This is a genomic window from Helcococcus bovis (assembly GCF_046035835.1).
GTDB classification, from domain to species: Bacteria; Bacillota; Clostridia; order Tissierellales; family Peptoniphilaceae; genus Helcococcus; species Helcococcus bovis.
Genome location: NZ_JBFNGB010000013.1, coordinates 37,890 through 54,486, shown reverse-complemented (window position 1 = coordinate 54,486; position 16,597 = coordinate 37,890). Strand labels below are relative to the sequence as shown.

Below are 16,597 nucleotides of genomic sequence, written 5' to 3'. Positions count from 1 at the left end.
TTTGAAGAGAGTTTTTTTTTATTTATTATTTAGCTTTTCCTTGATTTGCTACAGCATTAATCTTGCTTGCAATTTTTTCTTGATCACCAATAAATGCTTTTGATACAACATTAAAGTCTTCATCAAATTCATAAACCAATGGAATACCTGTTGGTAAGTTTACGCCCATGATTTCATCATCTGTTAATTTTTCAAAGTATTTTACCAATGCTCTTAATGAGTTACCGTGAGCAGCGATTAATACTCTCTTACCATCTAACATATCTTTTTTGATTGTTGATTCAAAATAAGGAATAACTCTAGCAATTGTATCTTTTAAGCTTTCTGCTAAAGGTAATTCTTCTGTAACACCTCTATAAGCTTCTTGTGATTTTGGATTTCTTTCATCTGATTCTTCTAATGATGGTGGTTGTACGTCAAATGATCTTCTCCAGATTTTAACTTGCTCTTCACCATATTTTTCAGCTGTTTCAGATTTGTTTAAACCTTGTAATGCACCATAGTGTCTTTCGTTTAATTTCCATGTTTTAACAACTGGTAACCATTGTCTATCCATTTCTTCTAAAACGTGATTTAATGTGTTGATTGCTCTCTTTAAGTATGATGTATAGCATACGTCAAAGTCATATCCTTCAGCTTTAAGTGTTTTACCACCTTCGATAGCTTCTTCGTGGCCTTTATCACTTAATTCTACATCTGTCCAACCTGTAAATAAGTTTAACTTATTCCATTCACTTTCACCGTGTCTAACTAATACTAATTTCATATATTTATCCTTCCTTATTCTTTTGTACATTATAATTAACATACTTAAAAATATTATCTCTAAAAATCAAAAAAATGTCAATTGTTATTTATCAAGTATTCATTAATTAAAATATCCACAACCTCATAGTCAACATATGATTTAGAAGATTCAAATGTAACTATTAAATTTTTACCAACTATAAAATTATTTCTTTGATAAAAGTTTAATTTTTTTAATGCATTCTTTGAATAGTCGTCATCATCCATCATTCCAAAATGTTCCCAATAAATTTCTCCACCTGTTTTAAAATCAAAAAAAGTAAAATCAGGATACTTTACTTCTCCAGCAATTGATATTGGGCATTCATACTTATATTCAATCCCCAAATTATAAAACTTATCCACCAAAATTTTTTCAGTTTTAGATCTCACACGATCACCTTTATTAGTTAAAATCTTTTGATCAATATCTCTAAATGGTAATGAATCATATTTTTTATTTTCCATTGATTAAAATAATTTACATGTGTATTATCTACTGGCGTTACAATATTTTTTCTATGACTTGATAAATTTAAATAAAAATCATCTACACTTCCCATTTCTAAAACTTTATCAAGTTTTAACATTACGTTTATATTTTTATGTAACATATTTTTCACTTTTTTATTATATGTTTTTTGTGCTAAAGATTTAATCTTAGCTTTATCTTTTATATACTCATTTTTTAACTTTCCACTAACCTTATCTCTATATACATGATAAAATGCATTTCTATCCTTTATCCTCAAGCTTCCAAAACTTTCCTCATTTTCAGGTAGAGAATTATACAACTTTTTGTAATAATTCAATATATGCTTTAATAGTTTCTTTAATAAATTAAATTGAAAATAATAATTTTTCATTTTCCACATTCCTTTCATATTATATTATAATATTATTATTACATACTTTTAGAAAATGAAACTGTCATTATTATTAATTTTTTTTAATATATTTATTATGGTAATTTATACTTTTATGTATTGGTAGTGATTAAATTAGTCGCTCTGGAACCGTTTTTGTATTTTCAACAATTCTGTTCCAAATTTCCCTGCTTTTCCTGCTTCCATTTTGGAACAGTTTCTTTGTTTTTCACAATTCTGTTCCAAAAATTAAATTCTACATCTCCTGAGTCATAATAATAACAAGTATTCGTCTGTACAAGATAAACTTTAGTAGTAATGATTGTGCTTAACCAAAAAAACAGCACTGCAATTGCAATGCTGCCTGTAATTCATTATTGATTCCAAATTCCTTCAAGTGTTGTTTTGAAGTTCTTTAATGTTGCATCAACATCTGCATTTGCAGGATCTGCTAATAATTGTTCTAAAACTGTACCTGATTCTCTGTAGGCATTATTTGCGCCACTTAATATTGGGTTTGAATATAGATTCTTTGTTACTTCTCCTAAAATTGGAGCTATTAATGAACCTGAATTTTTGTATTTATCATCATTTACTGCTGATTCTCTAACTGGAATGTAACCTGTCTTTGAAGCCCATGTAATTTGATTTTCTTTATTTGTTAAGAATGCTAAATAGTCAAATGCAGCTTTCTTTTCAGCATCTGTAGCTTTCTTAAAGATAAATACATCTGTACCTTGTTGAATTGTTGCTGGGAATGGTGATTTTGCAACTTTTGGAGTGAATTTACCTTTTGCTCCTTGTAAAACGTATGTTTCACCAGCATTTGATCCGATGTACATACCAGCTTTTTGATTACCAAATGGTCCTGACATGTATTTGTCTGTACCTGCAATTCTGAAATAACCTTCTTTTACACCGTCTAAATAGTAATTTACAGCTTTCTTTGAAGAATCTGATGTTGGATCAAATTTATCATCATATTTAACACCTTCAGCGTTTAAGAATGTTGTATAGTAGTTACTTAAAGAATCAAATCCTAAACCAGGAATTTTCTTTGATTCGTAAATTTTCTTTGAAACTTCTTTTAGTTCATCTAAGTTTGTTGGAACTTTTAGATTTAATTCTTTGAATAAATCTTCGTTGTACCATAAAACTTCTGTTGATTTATTGAATGGCATTGAATATACTTTACCATCAATCATTGAACCATTTCTAAATCCTTCAAGAATATCGTTGTAGTCTGCTAATGATTTTGTATATTTTGTTAAATCTTCAACTAAATCATCTTTAATTGGATTAAACATCCAATCTGGATATGCTTGAGTCATTGTTGGTAAGTTATCAGGAGATGAAGAAGTATTTGTAATTTTTTCTTGTAATTCCTTATAACCTAATTGATTTTGTAATTCTATTTTAATATCTGGATTTTTGTCCATATATGCTTTTGTTATTTCTTTTAATGCTTCTTCCTGTTTACCATTCATAGCATGCCAAAAAACAACTTTAGCTGGTTCTAATTTTGCCTTACCTTCTTTTGTTGTTTCAACTTTTTTAGTTTCTTTTTCATTAGTTTTATTAGTTTGTCCACAAGCTGTTAAAACCAATGCAAAAGCTAAAAATAAAGCCAACAAATTTTTAAGTTTCATATAATCCCTCCAATTATATTATTTCGTTTTTTTCGGGTAAAATTGTTATCCCCTTTTTATTATACAACATTTCTGGTTTAAATGAGTGAATTGGTACTAAAATTTTAGGTCCAATACCATCTATTATTTTCAATAAATCTTTAGGATGAGCATGTCCACTACATTTTAGCTCCTTAAAATTTATTTCATTATTTTCAAAATTTGAGACAAATGGCAAATATGAAGGATCAAATTCTCCTAGTGGACTTGCATCACAATGGATATAAATCCCATTTTTTTTCAATTTAGACGCATCATTTTTTTCAATCGACTTAAATTGCCATAAATATTTTCTACAATCATTTAATAATTCTTCATATGAAATTTCTAATTTTTCATCTAAATTATAATGTTTTCCATCTAAACAATAATAATTTACTTTTTTCCCTGTAGTTGAGTATAATACATATGCTTCCAAAGCGTCTAAAACAACTTTTCTATTTGAAATTTCGATTATTTTTAATAATCTTTCAATATTTGTAATGTAATAATTAAATGTAATTTGTTTATTTAAATTTTGATTTAATATATCTGAAAATTCCGCAATCAATTGTTTTTCAGTAGCATACTCATCTTCTAATTCATCATCAAAATCCATAAATGAAACAGATACTCCTTCAGAAATTAATACATCACAATTTTTCGCTTCATTAATGAAATTTAATGTTTCATTTTCTAAATATCCATGTAATCTTAAATCTCCGGTATATGCAATTTTCATATCAGGAGTCGTTATTACAAATGCACATGCTCCGTATGCATCATGATCTACTCTAATAAATTTTATTTGTATTTCACCAATTTTAACCGTTTCTCCGTAATTCACGCCAATTAAATCACGTGTATTTTTTGTTAAATTTAAATTATTAAATATAAAATCTTTATTTACATTACATGCATTTAATATATTTTTTGTATCATTTGTCATATATATCGGAACTGATTCATCAATATAATTAATCATTTTTGTATGATCCAAATGAACATGTGAAACACAAAATGCAGTATTTTTATATTTTTCATCATTTTCTAATGTAATTTTTTTATCAAAAACGCCATCGATTCTAGGTACTAATTCATAGGATAAAATTTTATTTAAACTATCAATTTCTTCTGTTATTGTAGGATCAAAAATAGATCCACAATCAAACAATACTCTATGATTAAGATAACTTACTTCTATATATGTCCCACCGATTGTACGCATTCCTGCATAAAACTTAATTTTAGTTTTTTTATCCTTTAATTCCACTTCTTGACACCCCTCTCATAATTTGTTTTCTAAATACAAAATATAAGATTAAAATTGGGAAAATGGCAAATGTTGATGCTGCCATTTGTAGTTGTACAGCCGTACCACTTTCAGATGTAAATGCAGATAAACCATTACTTATTAATCTCATGTTTTTATTATTTGTTACAAGTATTGGCCATAAGAATGAATTCCATCCTGTAATAAAGCTCAATATTCCCATTGTAAATAACGCAGGTTTTGACATTGGAATCAATATTCTCCAAATAAACTCTAAATCAGAACATCCATCAACTTTAGCTGCATTATAGTATGACATTGGGATTCCTTCTAAAAATCCTCTTAAATAAAAAATGTAAAATACACTTGCTAAGTGAGGAATAATTAATGCCCAATAAGTGTCAAGCAATTTATATCTAGCGATGGTTTGATAATTTGTAAATACCGTAATTTCATATGGTACCATTAATAAAGCTGCCATAAAAAGTGATAACCATTTTTTCCCTTTAAATTGTAATTTTACAAATGCAAATGCTGCAAGTACTGTGGTAACCAATGTACCCAATGTTGTAGATAATGATGTAAAAATTGTATTTAAAAAATATCTAAAAAATGGCGCCTTACTAAATGCTTCAGCATAATTGCTAAAGTTTAATTTAGAAGGAAATAACTTTGGTGGTATGCTTGTCGCCTCTTGGAATGTCATAAGTGACGATAACAACATGTAAATAAATGGGAATAATGTTATTACTGCTAAAATCACAATTGCAAATCTTGAAATAAAGTCAAATATTTTTTTCATATTCCCCTCCTACTTAGAAATTTTCTTTAATATTTTATTTTGAACAACTGTAAATATTAAAATTATAAAGAATAAAATAACAGCTGCTGCCATACCTTGACCATATCTATTTTCTGTATAGAATTTAGTATAAATATAGAAAACACCAGTTGTTGCACTTTCAGCTATGCCTGGCAATCCGTTAAATATAGCAAAAACTTGTCCGTAAATCTTAAACGCCCCAATAAAATTAACTAGTAATAAGAATGTTATTATCGGAATTAGTTGTGGCAATGTAATTCTTCTAAATTGTTCAAATTTTGTTGCTCCAAACATGTCAGCGACTTTGTAATAACTTTCATCTATATTTCTTAAACCTGTTAATAATATTATGATATTAAATGCTAATCCCATCCAAATACCAAATATCATAACTGTTGTCATGCTCATTGCAGGGTTATCCAAAAAATTAATTGGTCCCATATCTATAAAACTCAATAAGTGATTAATGAATCCGTAATCTCCATTAAACATATATCTAAATACAACACCTATCGCAATAATACTTGTCAAATAAGGAATAAAAAATATTGATTCAAATACTTTTTTAAATTTTATTCTTTCATTTATAGCTACAGCGATAAATAATGAAATAATCAAAGCAATTGGTACAACTATAAATGCGTACATAAATGTATTTGTTAATGCTCTATGAAATTTTGGATCTTTCAATACAATTTGAAAATTTTTAATTCCATTAAACTTTGGATTATTTAATGTTCCTCTTTGGAATGATATTATAAAAGTATTTATCAAAGGCATTACATTAAATATTCCAATAAAAATCAAAGCTGGTAGTAAAAATAACCAAGCTTTTGGAGAATTTTCTGCTCTATACTTAAAAAACTTTTTCTTAAAATTTTTCATCAGTATACTCTCTTTCCATCTTCTGTAAAAATGTAAATTTCCTTAGTATCTAATTCTAATCCAATATTATCTCCTTGTTCGACACGATTTGCGACATCTGTAATTGTCTTAGAAAATACATCATTCAACATAAAGTTTACAATACAATCTTTACCAATTAATTCAATAGATTTTACATTAACATTTAATAATGGTTTTTCTGAAATATTAAAGTATTCCGGTCTTATACCTACAATATATTTTTGTCCATCTATTAATTCTACTTTTAATTTAGCATTATCAAGTTCATTTAGTGATATATTGAAATCTCTTGAAACTAGTGAATTGCCTTGTTTTGTAAACTCATAAATATTTATGACTGGATTCCCCATAAACTTAGCAACAAAAAGATTTACTGGATCAAGATATAAATTGTATGGTTTGTCATATTGTTGTACTACACCCTTGTCCATAATTACAATCTTATCACTTATTGATAGTGCTTCTTCTTGATCGTGAGTAACAAATATTGTTGTGATTCCTAATTCTTTAACTAAAAGACGAATTTCTTCTCTAATCTTAAGTCTAAGACGTGCATCTAGATTTGAAAGTGGTTCATCCAATAGAAGCACTTTAGGATTTTGTACTAAAGCTCTTGTTATAGCGACCCTTTGTTGTTGACCGCCAGACATTTGTCCTGGTTTTTTATCTTCTAATTCTTCAATACTTGTAATTTTCATATATTTTCTTGCTATCTTCATAGCTTCAGATTTAGAAATTTTATTTTTACCAACTGTTAATGGAAACATAATATTATCTAAAACTGTCATATGTGGGTACAATGCATAATTTTGAAAAACTAACCCTATCCCCCTATCTTTTGGATGTAAATCAACAACTGATTGTCCATCAAATTTAATATCTCCATTTGTAGGATCTAAAAGTCCAGCAATTAAATTTAAAATTGTTGTTTTACCACACCCACTAGGACCTAGTAAACATACTAAATCCCCATCTTGTATTTGAAGATTAATGCTTTTTAATGCTTCAAATTTATTATCAAAAACTTTCTGCAAATTTTTGATTTCTATCATAACACACCTCACTATATTGTCATTATATTGACATATTTACTGATAAATATCTCTATTTAAGTATATAACAAATATTAAAATTTACAAAATAAATTATTAATTATTTATTTTTTATCAATTAAAATAAAAAAATGCTGCAAAATGACATTAAGTCATTTTACAGCATCTAGATTTTATTTTTTCAAAAATCTTTTTAAAATGTTACTGTTCTCTCTTTTATGATTTTGTACGTCAGCAAGTTTTTTACTTTCTTCAACTCCATCTTCATCTAGGTAATAAATTTTAATTAATGAACCTTTAACAAGTTTTTTTGAATTTGGTAAAATTTTTGTCACTTCTTCAATTCTTTCATTTGCATATTTAGCATTTGGCTTATCAAGAATCACATGAACATCAAATCCTAAATCGCTAAGAACTTTTTCAGCATCACTAATTAATAAATCTCTAACATCAGGTACTTTTACATATTTATCTTTTGTATTTTTAATACCTAAAAATACACCAGCTACTGCAGAACTTGCAACTTTTAATGTTTCCATTGCTATTTCAGGATTATCTTTAATTTTCTTACTAACGGTTTTAACTCCGTTTGTTCCCATTTTTATAATTTTTTTTGTCAAAAATCTATTGATTGGCATATCGATCTCCTTTTATGCTTTCAACTTTGTACAGTATATTTCTACCCAAAAATGAACAGTTTACTCAAATTTTTTAATAATTCCTTTATACCATGTAGGTACAATTAAATCCAAAACTTCCAACCATTCCATCTGTTTTTCAATCATATAATAAGCCATATCTATCTCTTCTTGTCCATAATTTAATGCCCAAGGAAGTTGAGATATCATCGCCTCTACAGAGTAAAATTTTAATATTTCAAAAAAATTTTTAGGAATATTATTACTAAAATAAGCGTTTATAAGTCCTGTTTCAAAATATGCATTTCCAAAAACATTCCATCTAAACGGTTTAAGATCATCATATGGATCGGCTATTGTTGATTTTTCAAAATCAATTATTCCAATTTTATTATCATTAATAATCATATTACCTAAATGGAAATCACCATGAGAAAATTTTATTGGCCTATTTTCCATAAGGTGAATATTGTCCTTATAATATTTAATTAGCTTATCTAAATATTTTATCTTATATTTACAATTCAAAATATTGTTGATTTTAATTTCAGCTTTTACATCGTATCTGTCTTTCCATGAAATTTCAGGTCTTTTAATCTTAATTTGATGTAATTTTTTTAGTATTTTTCCAGCTTGTATGCCTAATTTATATGCTTCTTCATCACTTACCTTTTTTATATAGTCAAGACCTTCTTCCCCTGGTAAGTAGGTTAAAAGCATGTATACAGTCCCATCTTCTAAATATCCAAAATCAACAGCTTTTGTAGTATTTATATTAAGTTTTGATACTTTTTTCAAGATATTAAATTGACGCTTTCTCTCCATGAAATAATCGGAACTAGTTAAACGCAGTATAAATTTTTCAGAATTTGATGATGTTAGAATGTATTTTTTATCTTTTGACCAACCTTTAAGAAGCTCTACAGAGGAAATAATATTATGTCTTAAATATAATTTTTCAATTTCTTTCATAATCAATTCCTCCCTTAAATAAATTTATATATACATTACCACAAATCAAAAAAATAATAAATAGTTTTTTATTGTATTATAAATTACTGAGTGATAAGATAATAATAAATTATATAAGAGGTAAATATGAGACAATCAACAAATAAAATTTTAATGATTAAACCAGTAAACTTCAGCTTTAACAAAGAAACTGCAAAAGACAATTTGTATCAAAATAAATCAAGTAAAAGCAATAATGAAATTCAAAATAAGGCTCTTGAAGAATTTTCAAATTTTACAAGCATACTAAAATCTAAAGGTGTTGATCTAATTATTTTTGAAGATACAAATCATCCTTACACTCCTGATAGTATTTTCCCGAATAATTGGTTTTCAACACATAATGGCACATTATGCATTTATCCAATGTTTGCTGAAAATCGTAGAGAAGAAATTTTTAAATTCAAGAATAAATTAATTGATATATATAATCCTATGCAAATTTTTGATTTTTCAAAATACGCATATCAAAATTCAAAATTTCTTGAAGGTACAGGTGCGATAATTTTTGATAGAGTAAATAAACGTGCATTTTGTTCTCTCTCTAAAAGAGCTGATAAAGAATTATTTTTACAAATATGTAAATCACTTAATTATAATGGATTTACATTCAAATCATTTCATCTAGGTGGTGAAATTTATCATACTAATGTAATGATGAGTATCTGCAGTGATTTCATTTTTGTTGCTAGTAAATTGATAGATGAAAATGATAGAGAAAATATAATTTCAGAATTATCAAAATATCATAAAATTATTGAATTAACTTCTGAACAAATATTAAATTTTGCAGGAAATGTACTTGAACTTCAAGGAAATGAAGGTAAATTTATTGTAATGTCAAATTCAGCATATAATATTTTGAGCAGTGAACAAAAAGAAGTGATAGAATCTACACTTCCAATTGTTAAAGTAAACATTGAAACAATAGAAAAAATAGGTGGCGGATCTGCCAGATGCATGATGGGTGAAATATTTTGATAAAATACCTATAATCGATAATTAAAATATTTAAGAAAGAAATATGATAAACAAATATTCAATAGTAGAAAAGAAAATTGAAAAATATAATGAAAATAGTAATTTTAAATGGATTGAAATGATTCATCCTAATAATCAAGAAATTGAAGAAATATACACAACTTACAATTTACCTAAAGATTATATCACGGATATAACTGATAAATATAAGCTTCCTCGAACTGAAGGATTAGACGACGATAGTCCAAATTTGTTAATATTAAATTATCCTATAAAAATGAGCAATACCGAAAATCATCCAAACGCATTTTGGTACTTGATACTAATTTCATTTGGATTGAGCTTCGCAATAATTTATTTATTAAAGAAAAACGACTATTTGTAAAAATAATTAACTGACTATAATGGAAACTTTTTGCCTTTATTAATTCTTTAGATTCCATTATTTTTAATTTCTTACTTAATTTTCACTGCAAAAATGGAACCTTTTAGCTATACAGCCTATTTAGGTTCCATTAAAATTTTCTAAAATTTGAGCAAATTTCAACTATGAAATTTCATCTAAAAATTCTTCATAATTTTCAATCCACTTTACTTGTTCCCAATCTTTTTTAGGCAATTCAAGTTCATTTTTTTGAATCTTACCTGGAGTTGATCGACCATTTTTAATATATTTCCACTACTATATACAATAAATTCTCTTACAGTATCTTTATTTCCTTTTAATACCTCTAAATTAGAATATGAGTCTTCCTCAGTATTATCTTCTAACTTATTTGACAGAATATATGATAATGTCCAAAAGAAGTCTGTATGCCTTATCAGTCCTTTTGATTCAGAACCTGATTTTATAATTCTAGGATAAGTTATAATATTTGGCTTAGTATTACCACCTTCCCAAATTTCTGCCTTTTTGCCTCTTAGTCCATTACTTGGATTATGTCCGATTGAAAGTAAGTAAGGGAAATTTGCTACTGCCGATGCTCCATTATCACTTGTAAATATTATCATGGTATCATCAAATATATTTTTAGATTTTAAACTATCAACAATCTCTCCAACGTATCTATCAACCTGTAGGACAAAATCCCCATATATTCCAATGCCAGATTTTTTCAAATCTTTTTCACTTGGCAAAAGTGGTCCATGTACTAATGGAGTTGGATAGTAAATAAAAAAATGATTATCATGATTACTATATTCATCAATCAAACTTAATACTTTTTCCTGCATTATATCCGGTGTCTTAACATGATCATAGTCTTCAGATGCAACACCAATTTGCCATTTTTGTTGATTTTCAGCATTGTATCTACTTAAATTTAATTCTCCAGTAATTTTAGTAGGAATTGTTGTCACTCTATCATTCTCAACATACACATTCAGTTCTAATTTTGCTATTTTGATTAAATGCTGAAACATCTCCTACTCCAAGATCATCATTAAATTTGGTTTTTTCATATAATCCCCTTTAGTTAATAGACAAATATGTTATTTATTTTTTCCAAATATTTCCTTAAATAACCACATTATCAACAGTACAATTAAACCAAACCATGCAATTTTTAATGTAACACTTACAAAAAATTTCATGATAGTTAATAACACATATAAAACAACCAATATAGCAATAAATCCACCCAAACATCCTATTTTATTCTTTTGTTCCATAATTATTCTCCTTTAATTCAATATAAAATAATTACTTTATAGATTTATTATATATTTTTTTAGCAATCAAGGCAATAATTGCAAATTCAATAATATAAATATAAGTTTTAACTCCAGAGTCTGATGTGTTAGGATTTATAATTTTTGAGTTTTCATTGTTAATTTTACCTAAATTATTTTCAGTAACTGTAATTATCTTTTTATTAATATTTTTATTTTTTTCTTCATCATCAACAATATTTTTTTGCAATACATCATTACTACTATGTATATCATTTTTATCAGATTTTTTATCAGAATGAGAACTGTTTGAATCTTCTAATTTTACTTTTGAGCCTTCTTTTTCCATGATACTAGCACTTTCATCTTCCAAAATTTGATCAATTTTTTGTCTTTCTTTTAATTCAACTTTTCTGTCTTCTCCATATTTTTTATACTCTTCAAAATCTTGATATAAATAAAATTTATTGTTATTTTCAAATAATTCAGCCATTTCTAATATAATATTATCATTTAATCTGTTAGCAGAAATCAATACACCTAATGGCATATTATCTTTTGTTAGATGAGTAGGAATGCTTATACTTGGTGTATCCGTTACATTTGATAATTGCGTAAATGGTGTTATCGTCCAAGCAGGTAACCATTGATCATAAATTAGTTGTAGCGCTTCCTCTTTACTTAAATCGGACATATCCTTCATCTTATCTTTTAATTTTTCAGGAATATGATTATAATCTGCTTCAGGTGCAGAATATGATGTAGTAGGTGTTATAAATGCTTGGTATTTTTCATAAAAATTGTCCATTTTATCTCTAAAATTTTTTAAATCATTTTTTGCATTTTTCATATCAACTGGTGATAATTTTTTTCCTAATTGATATAATCCCCAGTTTAATAATTCTACATCATTTTTAGACATGTCTTTCTTAAATTTTTGATTAAAGAAATAATTTGAAATTCCCCCAGCCTTGCTTGCATTAATGTAATAATCCATCATCATCTGTTTACCATCAATTGGATATTCAACCTCTTCTAAAGTATATCCTTTTGATTTTAAGAAATTTACAGCATCGTTTACCGCCGATATCGCTTCATCGCTTATTGGTGTACCTGCAGGTGTTTTTGTAGTATATGCAATAATTTTACTTTTATCTAAATGTAAATCATTGGCTTTTATTTTACCGCCTAAAGCATTTGCAATACCTGTAACATCTTCCATCTTCTCAGCTAAAATATAATTTTCAGTAGTAAATGAAGAAGATTTTAATTGGGTGTTTGGATTAACAACACCACTTGATGGAAAATATCCAATAAGACCACTAAATGAAGCAGGTATACGAATAGATCCACCAGCATCATTAGCTGTTGCAACTGGACTTTGCCCAATTGCTACTCCCGAAGCTGATCCTCCTGATGATCCTCCAGGATTTTTTTCAGTATTCCATGGATTTTTAGTAGAGCCAAACAGATTTGAATTTGTAACATTAATTAATCCCATTTGTGGAATTGTTGTTTGAGCAATAGGTATAAATCCTAAATCAGTATACGTTTTAACCAATCCATTATCTTTATTTGAAATATTGTCCTTCATAAATTCTAGCCCGTAAGAATTCATACCATTTTCAAGTTCAAATGTTAGTCCTTTTATAAGTATTGGAACACCAAAAAATGGCTTATCTTTATTTTCAGTGTTTTCAGCATCAGCATATGCCCTATCTTTAAGTGCTTGATTAATAGTTTTTCCATCTTGTTTTATTATATTATTTAAGACAGGATCAGTTTCTTCAATAACTTCATAAGCCAAATCAACTAATTGCTTTGCAGTAACTTTTCCGTCTTTAACCAATTTAGCCATTTGAGTAGCAGAAAGTTTTTTATAAGCTTCTTTATCTAAAACGAATTTACTGCTATTTTTTACATTTGCATCACTTGCAATTACAACTGTTGTACTTACCAATAGTACGGATAAAATAATTGCACTATATTTTAATAAAATATTTTTTATTTTTTTATACATAATTACTCCTTTATATTTTATATAAAAAATTATAACCCAAATATAAATACATTTATGTGATTTCAAATATATAATTGACAAATGTCATTACCGAATATAGACTTATAGATATTGAACTCATAAGGAGAAATAGATGAATAATAAAATTTTAAAATTAACACAAACAGCTATTTTAGCTGCATTATGCTTTATTGCATTTAAATTTTTACAAATTAAAGTTCCTGTTCCTGGAGGAGCTGATTTTACATCATTCCACTTTGGTAATGTATTTTTAGTTTTAGCTGCTTTACTTTTAGGTGGGTTTTATGGAGGATTAGCTGGAGCAATTGGAATGACAATTGGAGATTTGTTGGATCCTGTGTATATTTTAGTTGCACCAAAAACATTTTTATTGAAATTATGTATAGGATTAATTGTTGGATTTATTGCACATAACTTAAAATATATTAATAAAAGTAATGATAAAAAATATATTTTAAAATGGACTATAATAGCTTCTATTTGTGGTATGGGATTCAATGTTATTGCTGACCCACTAGTAGGATATTTTTACAAACTATATCTATTAGGACAACCTCAAAATATTGCAAAAGCTTTGGCTAAAATTTCAGCAGGTGTTACATTGTTTAACTCTGTATTGGCAGTAATTTTTGCAACAGTATTTTATATGGCGGTAAGACCTATTTTAATTAAAAATAATTTAATATAAACAGTTAAAAAGGCTGTTGCAAATAACTAAAAATGTTATTTGCAACAGCCACTTTTTTCTTATTTTTATTTATATTCTATTTTTTACTTTTGTTATAAATTGATGTAATTATTGGTAAAACTACAAATCCTATAATCATTGAAGCTATAGCCAAGTAATTTGGTGATTTTAATCCAGCTTCTGAAGTAAGTGTGAATTTACCAACCCAATCAAATTTCAATAATAAAATTATTGTTAATACTAATGATATTAAAGGAATTATAACATCTGTAACAAAATTTTTCTTTGCAGTTTTTATAACTTCTTGTTTATTTTTTCCGTAGAAGAACATAATTATAGCTATTGGAACTAATACAAATTGAGCAAATCTTGCTATTGAGCTTATAATCATAATTGAACCCATATTATAATCAAATGCAATTGGTAATAATATTGCTATTACCGCTGTTATAACTGTAGCATAAATTGGGAAACCACTCTTTGTTCTTTTTGCAAATATAACTGGAACTTGACCTTGTTTTGACATTGATTCTAATATTCTTGGTGTATGGAATGAAGCTGCAACGTTAATACCAAACATTGAAACTAATGATCCATATAATATAATATTCTTTATAATCGGATTATCAAACACTGATAATAATGCAACTACTTCTTTTGACTTTACTAATTCAACTGGATTTATCATCATTGTTACTAATACGATACCAATATAAATAAATGCAATTATGCCCATTCCTAGTGGAATTGCTATTGGAAGATTTTTTTCTGGATTTTCCATATCATCAGATCCCGATGCAACTGATTCAAATCCTGTAAATGCATAAAATGCAGCAATTATCGCAACTACATATGCTGAAAGGTCCATCTTTGAAACTACATCTTTTGTTACATCATTAATATGTGAATAATTATTTGTACCTGTAAATACAACTATTAATACTCCTGAAATAATTACTGTAACTAAAACCAATAATTTACCTACAGTTGATATATTACTTACAAATTCTATAAATCTTGTTCCTAATAAATTTATAATAACTAAAACTATCATTAATACAACGAAACCAAGTGTTATATTTGTAAAGCTTGCACTATCAAGATTAAAAATTCTTAAAACGGATTTTACTACACCTGTTGCCATAACTCCCCATGCAATTGCTGCAGAGAAATATCTCGTAACCCCTACATATAATCCTGTACCGTCACCAAATGCCGCCTTTGTATATGCATAAGCTGCCCCACCTTTAGAAACATATTTAGCTGCTGAAGCAAATGTAACAGCTAAAACTGTTGCAAATACTGCTGAAATTAAATATATATATGGAGCATATTGTCCTGACATTTTTACAACTTCACCAGGTGATAAGAAAATACCAGCCCCAATAATTGAGTTAATTGTTAACAATACAATCGACCAAAATCCAAATTTTTTTACATTTTCACTATTCATATATTTCTCCTTTACTTTTTAGTATTTTCAATTAAATTTTTAAATAGTAAATTCATTGCTTCTTCAACTCTATGAAGCATTTCTGGATGCCATTGAACTCCAATCATAAAAGAATAATTTTTACTTTCAAAAGCTTCTACTACACCATCTTTACTTTTTGCTGAAACCTTAAATTCATCTGCTACTTTATCTACTATTTGATGGTGGAATGAATTTACCATCATACTGTCTTTTTCAAAAAATTTATGTAATTTTGTACCTTTTTCGATATTTACAGTATGAGTTAATAATGTAGGATTCCCTACTTGATTATGTTTTATGTAAACATCTTTATTTAAGGATAAATCTTGATATAATGTACCACCGTGATATACATTTAATATTTGATATCCTCTACAAATACCTAAAATAGGAATATTTCTTTCTTTAGCATATTTTATTAATTTATAGTCAAATTTATCTCTTTCTAAAAGTGTTTGTCCAATTTTTTGATGAGGTTCTTGCCCATATAATGTTGGTGTGACATCATGTCCACCGCTTAAAATAAGTGCATCTATATTTTCAACTTGTTGTCTTATAACTTCATCATCACTGTTCATTGGAATAATATATGGTATTCCGCCATTTTTTATTACAGATTCACAATAATCTTCATTTACATAGGATCTTCTATAACCTTCAAATCCTCCTGCACTTTCAATTATTATTGAACCTGAAATCCCAATTACTGGTCTTTTCATC

The 16,597-nt window shown here is 27.2% G+C and carries 18 protein-coding genes; 3 read left to right on the top strand and 15 right to left on the bottom strand.

Annotated features, from left to right (window positions below; genetic code table 11):
* Positions 1–25: 25 nt before the first annotated feature.
* The 10 genes from gpmA to ABGF48_RS05475 all read right to left on the bottom strand — a co-directional run bounded on the left by gpmA (position 26) and on the right by ABGF48_RS05475 (position 8,983).
* The gene (gene gpmA, locus ABGF48_RS05520) at positions 26–766 is read right to left on the bottom strand and encodes a 2,3-diphosphoglycerate-dependent phosphoglycerate mutase (protein ID WP_408105340.1); all 741 of its coding nucleotides are present in this window, start codon (positions 764–766) and stop codon (positions 26–28) included.
* Positions 767–843: 77 nt separating this feature from the next.
* On the bottom strand, positions 844–1,254 hold the full coding sequence (locus ABGF48_RS05515; protein WP_408105339.1) for a hypothetical protein: 411 nt from the start codon (positions 1,252–1,254) through the stop codon (positions 844–846).
* On the bottom strand, positions 1,197–1,652 hold the full coding sequence (locus ABGF48_RS05510) for a hypothetical protein (RefSeq protein WP_408105338.1): 456 nt from the start codon (positions 1,650–1,652) through the stop codon (positions 1,197–1,199). The genes ABGF48_RS05515 and ABGF48_RS05510 overlap by 58 nt, the downstream gene beginning before the upstream one ends.
* A gap of 374 nt (positions 1,653–2,026) precedes the next feature.
* The gene (locus ABGF48_RS05505; RefSeq protein ID WP_408105337.1) at positions 2,027–3,301 is read right to left on the bottom strand and encodes an extracellular solute-binding protein; all 1,275 of its coding nucleotides are present in this window, start codon (positions 3,299–3,301) and stop codon (positions 2,027–2,029) included.
* A 13-nt stretch (positions 3,302–3,314) separates the two neighbouring features.
* The gene (locus ABGF48_RS05500) at positions 3,315–4,592 is read right to left on the bottom strand and encodes an MBL fold metallo-hydrolase (protein WP_408105336.1); all 1,278 of its coding nucleotides are present in this window, start codon (positions 4,590–4,592) and stop codon (positions 3,315–3,317) included.
* Positions 4,576–5,394: a carbohydrate ABC transporter permease gene (locus tag ABGF48_RS05495; protein WP_408105335.1), complete on the bottom strand. Its 819-nt coding sequence runs from the start codon at positions 5,392–5,394 to the stop codon at positions 4,576–4,578. Before ABGF48_RS05495 ends, ABGF48_RS05500 begins: the two co-directional genes overlap by 17 nt.
* A 9-nt stretch (positions 5,395–5,403) precedes the next feature.
* Entirely contained in the window at positions 5,404–6,300 is an 897-nt protein-coding gene (locus ABGF48_RS05490; RefSeq protein WP_408105334.1) for a carbohydrate ABC transporter permease, read from the bottom strand.
* Positions 6,300–7,373 carry an ABC transporter ATP-binding protein gene (locus ABGF48_RS05485; protein WP_408105333.1) on the bottom strand — a complete coding sequence of 358 codons (1,074 nt, stop codon included), beginning with the start codon at positions 7,371–7,373 and terminating at the stop codon, positions 6,300–6,302. The genes ABGF48_RS05490 and ABGF48_RS05485 overlap by 1 nt, the downstream gene beginning before the upstream one ends.
* A gap of 173 nt (positions 7,374–7,546) precedes the next feature.
* Entirely contained in the window at positions 7,547–8,011 is a 465-nt protein-coding gene (locus tag ABGF48_RS05480) for a hypothetical protein (protein ID WP_408105332.1), read from the bottom strand.
* Positions 8,012–8,071: 60 nt separating this feature from the next.
* Positions 8,072–8,983: an aminoglycoside phosphotransferase family protein gene (locus ABGF48_RS05475; protein ID WP_408105331.1), complete on the bottom strand. Its 912-nt coding sequence runs from the start codon at positions 8,981–8,983 to the stop codon at positions 8,072–8,074.
* A gap of 126 nt (positions 8,984–9,109) precedes the next feature.
* Between ABGF48_RS05475 and ctlX the strand changes: the two genes are divergently transcribed.
* Positions 9,110–10,003, top strand: a complete 894-nt coding sequence (gene ctlX, locus ABGF48_RS05470; protein ID WP_408105330.1) for a citrulline utilization hydrolase CtlX — start codon at positions 9,110–9,112, stop codon at positions 10,001–10,003.
* A 43-nt stretch (positions 10,004–10,046) separates the two neighbouring features.
* Positions 10,047–10,388 (top strand): CorA family divalent cation transporter, encoded by a 342-nt coding sequence (locus ABGF48_RS05465; RefSeq protein ID WP_408105329.1) that lies wholly within the window; start codon positions 10,047–10,049, stop codon positions 10,386–10,388.
* Between the two features lie 206 nt (positions 10,389–10,594).
* Here the strand turns inward: ABGF48_RS05465 and ABGF48_RS05460 are convergent, their stop codons facing one another.
* The 3 genes from ABGF48_RS05460 to ABGF48_RS05450 form a co-directional block, all read right to left on the bottom strand.
* The gene (locus ABGF48_RS05460; protein WP_408105328.1) at positions 10,595–11,425 is read right to left on the bottom strand and encodes a sulfatase-like hydrolase/transferase; all 831 of its coding nucleotides are present in this window, start codon (positions 11,423–11,425) and stop codon (positions 10,595–10,597) included.
* Positions 11,426–11,494: 69 nt separating this feature from the next.
* The gene (locus ABGF48_RS05455; RefSeq protein ID WP_408105327.1) at positions 11,495–11,674 is read right to left on the bottom strand and encodes a hypothetical protein; all 180 of its coding nucleotides are present in this window, start codon (positions 11,672–11,674) and stop codon (positions 11,495–11,497) included.
* 31 nt (positions 11,675–11,705) lie between these two features.
* Positions 11,706–13,694: an amidase family protein gene (locus ABGF48_RS05450; RefSeq protein WP_408105326.1), complete on the bottom strand. Its 1,989-nt coding sequence runs from the start codon at positions 13,692–13,694 to the stop codon at positions 11,706–11,708.
* A gap of 133 nt (positions 13,695–13,827) precedes the next feature.
* Here ABGF48_RS05450 and ABGF48_RS05445 point away from each other — a divergent pair, with 133 nt between their 5' ends.
* The gene (locus ABGF48_RS05445) at positions 13,828–14,403 is read left to right on the top strand and encodes an ECF transporter S component (protein ID WP_408105325.1); all 576 of its coding nucleotides are present in this window, start codon (positions 13,828–13,830) and stop codon (positions 14,401–14,403) included.
* Between the two features lie 76 nt (positions 14,404–14,479).
* On the opposite strand, the gene ABGF48_RS05440 is transcribed toward ABGF48_RS05445, so the two are convergent.
* Both ABGF48_RS05440 and ABGF48_RS05435 read right to left on the bottom strand, forming a co-directional pair.
* Positions 14,480–15,856 (bottom strand): APC family permease, encoded by a 1,377-nt coding sequence (locus tag ABGF48_RS05440; protein ID WP_408105324.1) that lies wholly within the window; start codon positions 15,854–15,856, stop codon positions 14,480–14,482.
* Positions 15,857–15,867: 11 nt separating this feature from the next.
* On the bottom strand, positions 15,868–16,596 hold the full coding sequence (locus ABGF48_RS05435; protein ID WP_408105323.1) for a gamma-glutamyl-gamma-aminobutyrate hydrolase family protein: 729 nt from the start codon (positions 16,594–16,596) through the stop codon (positions 15,868–15,870).
* Position 16,597: the final 1 nt, after the last annotated feature.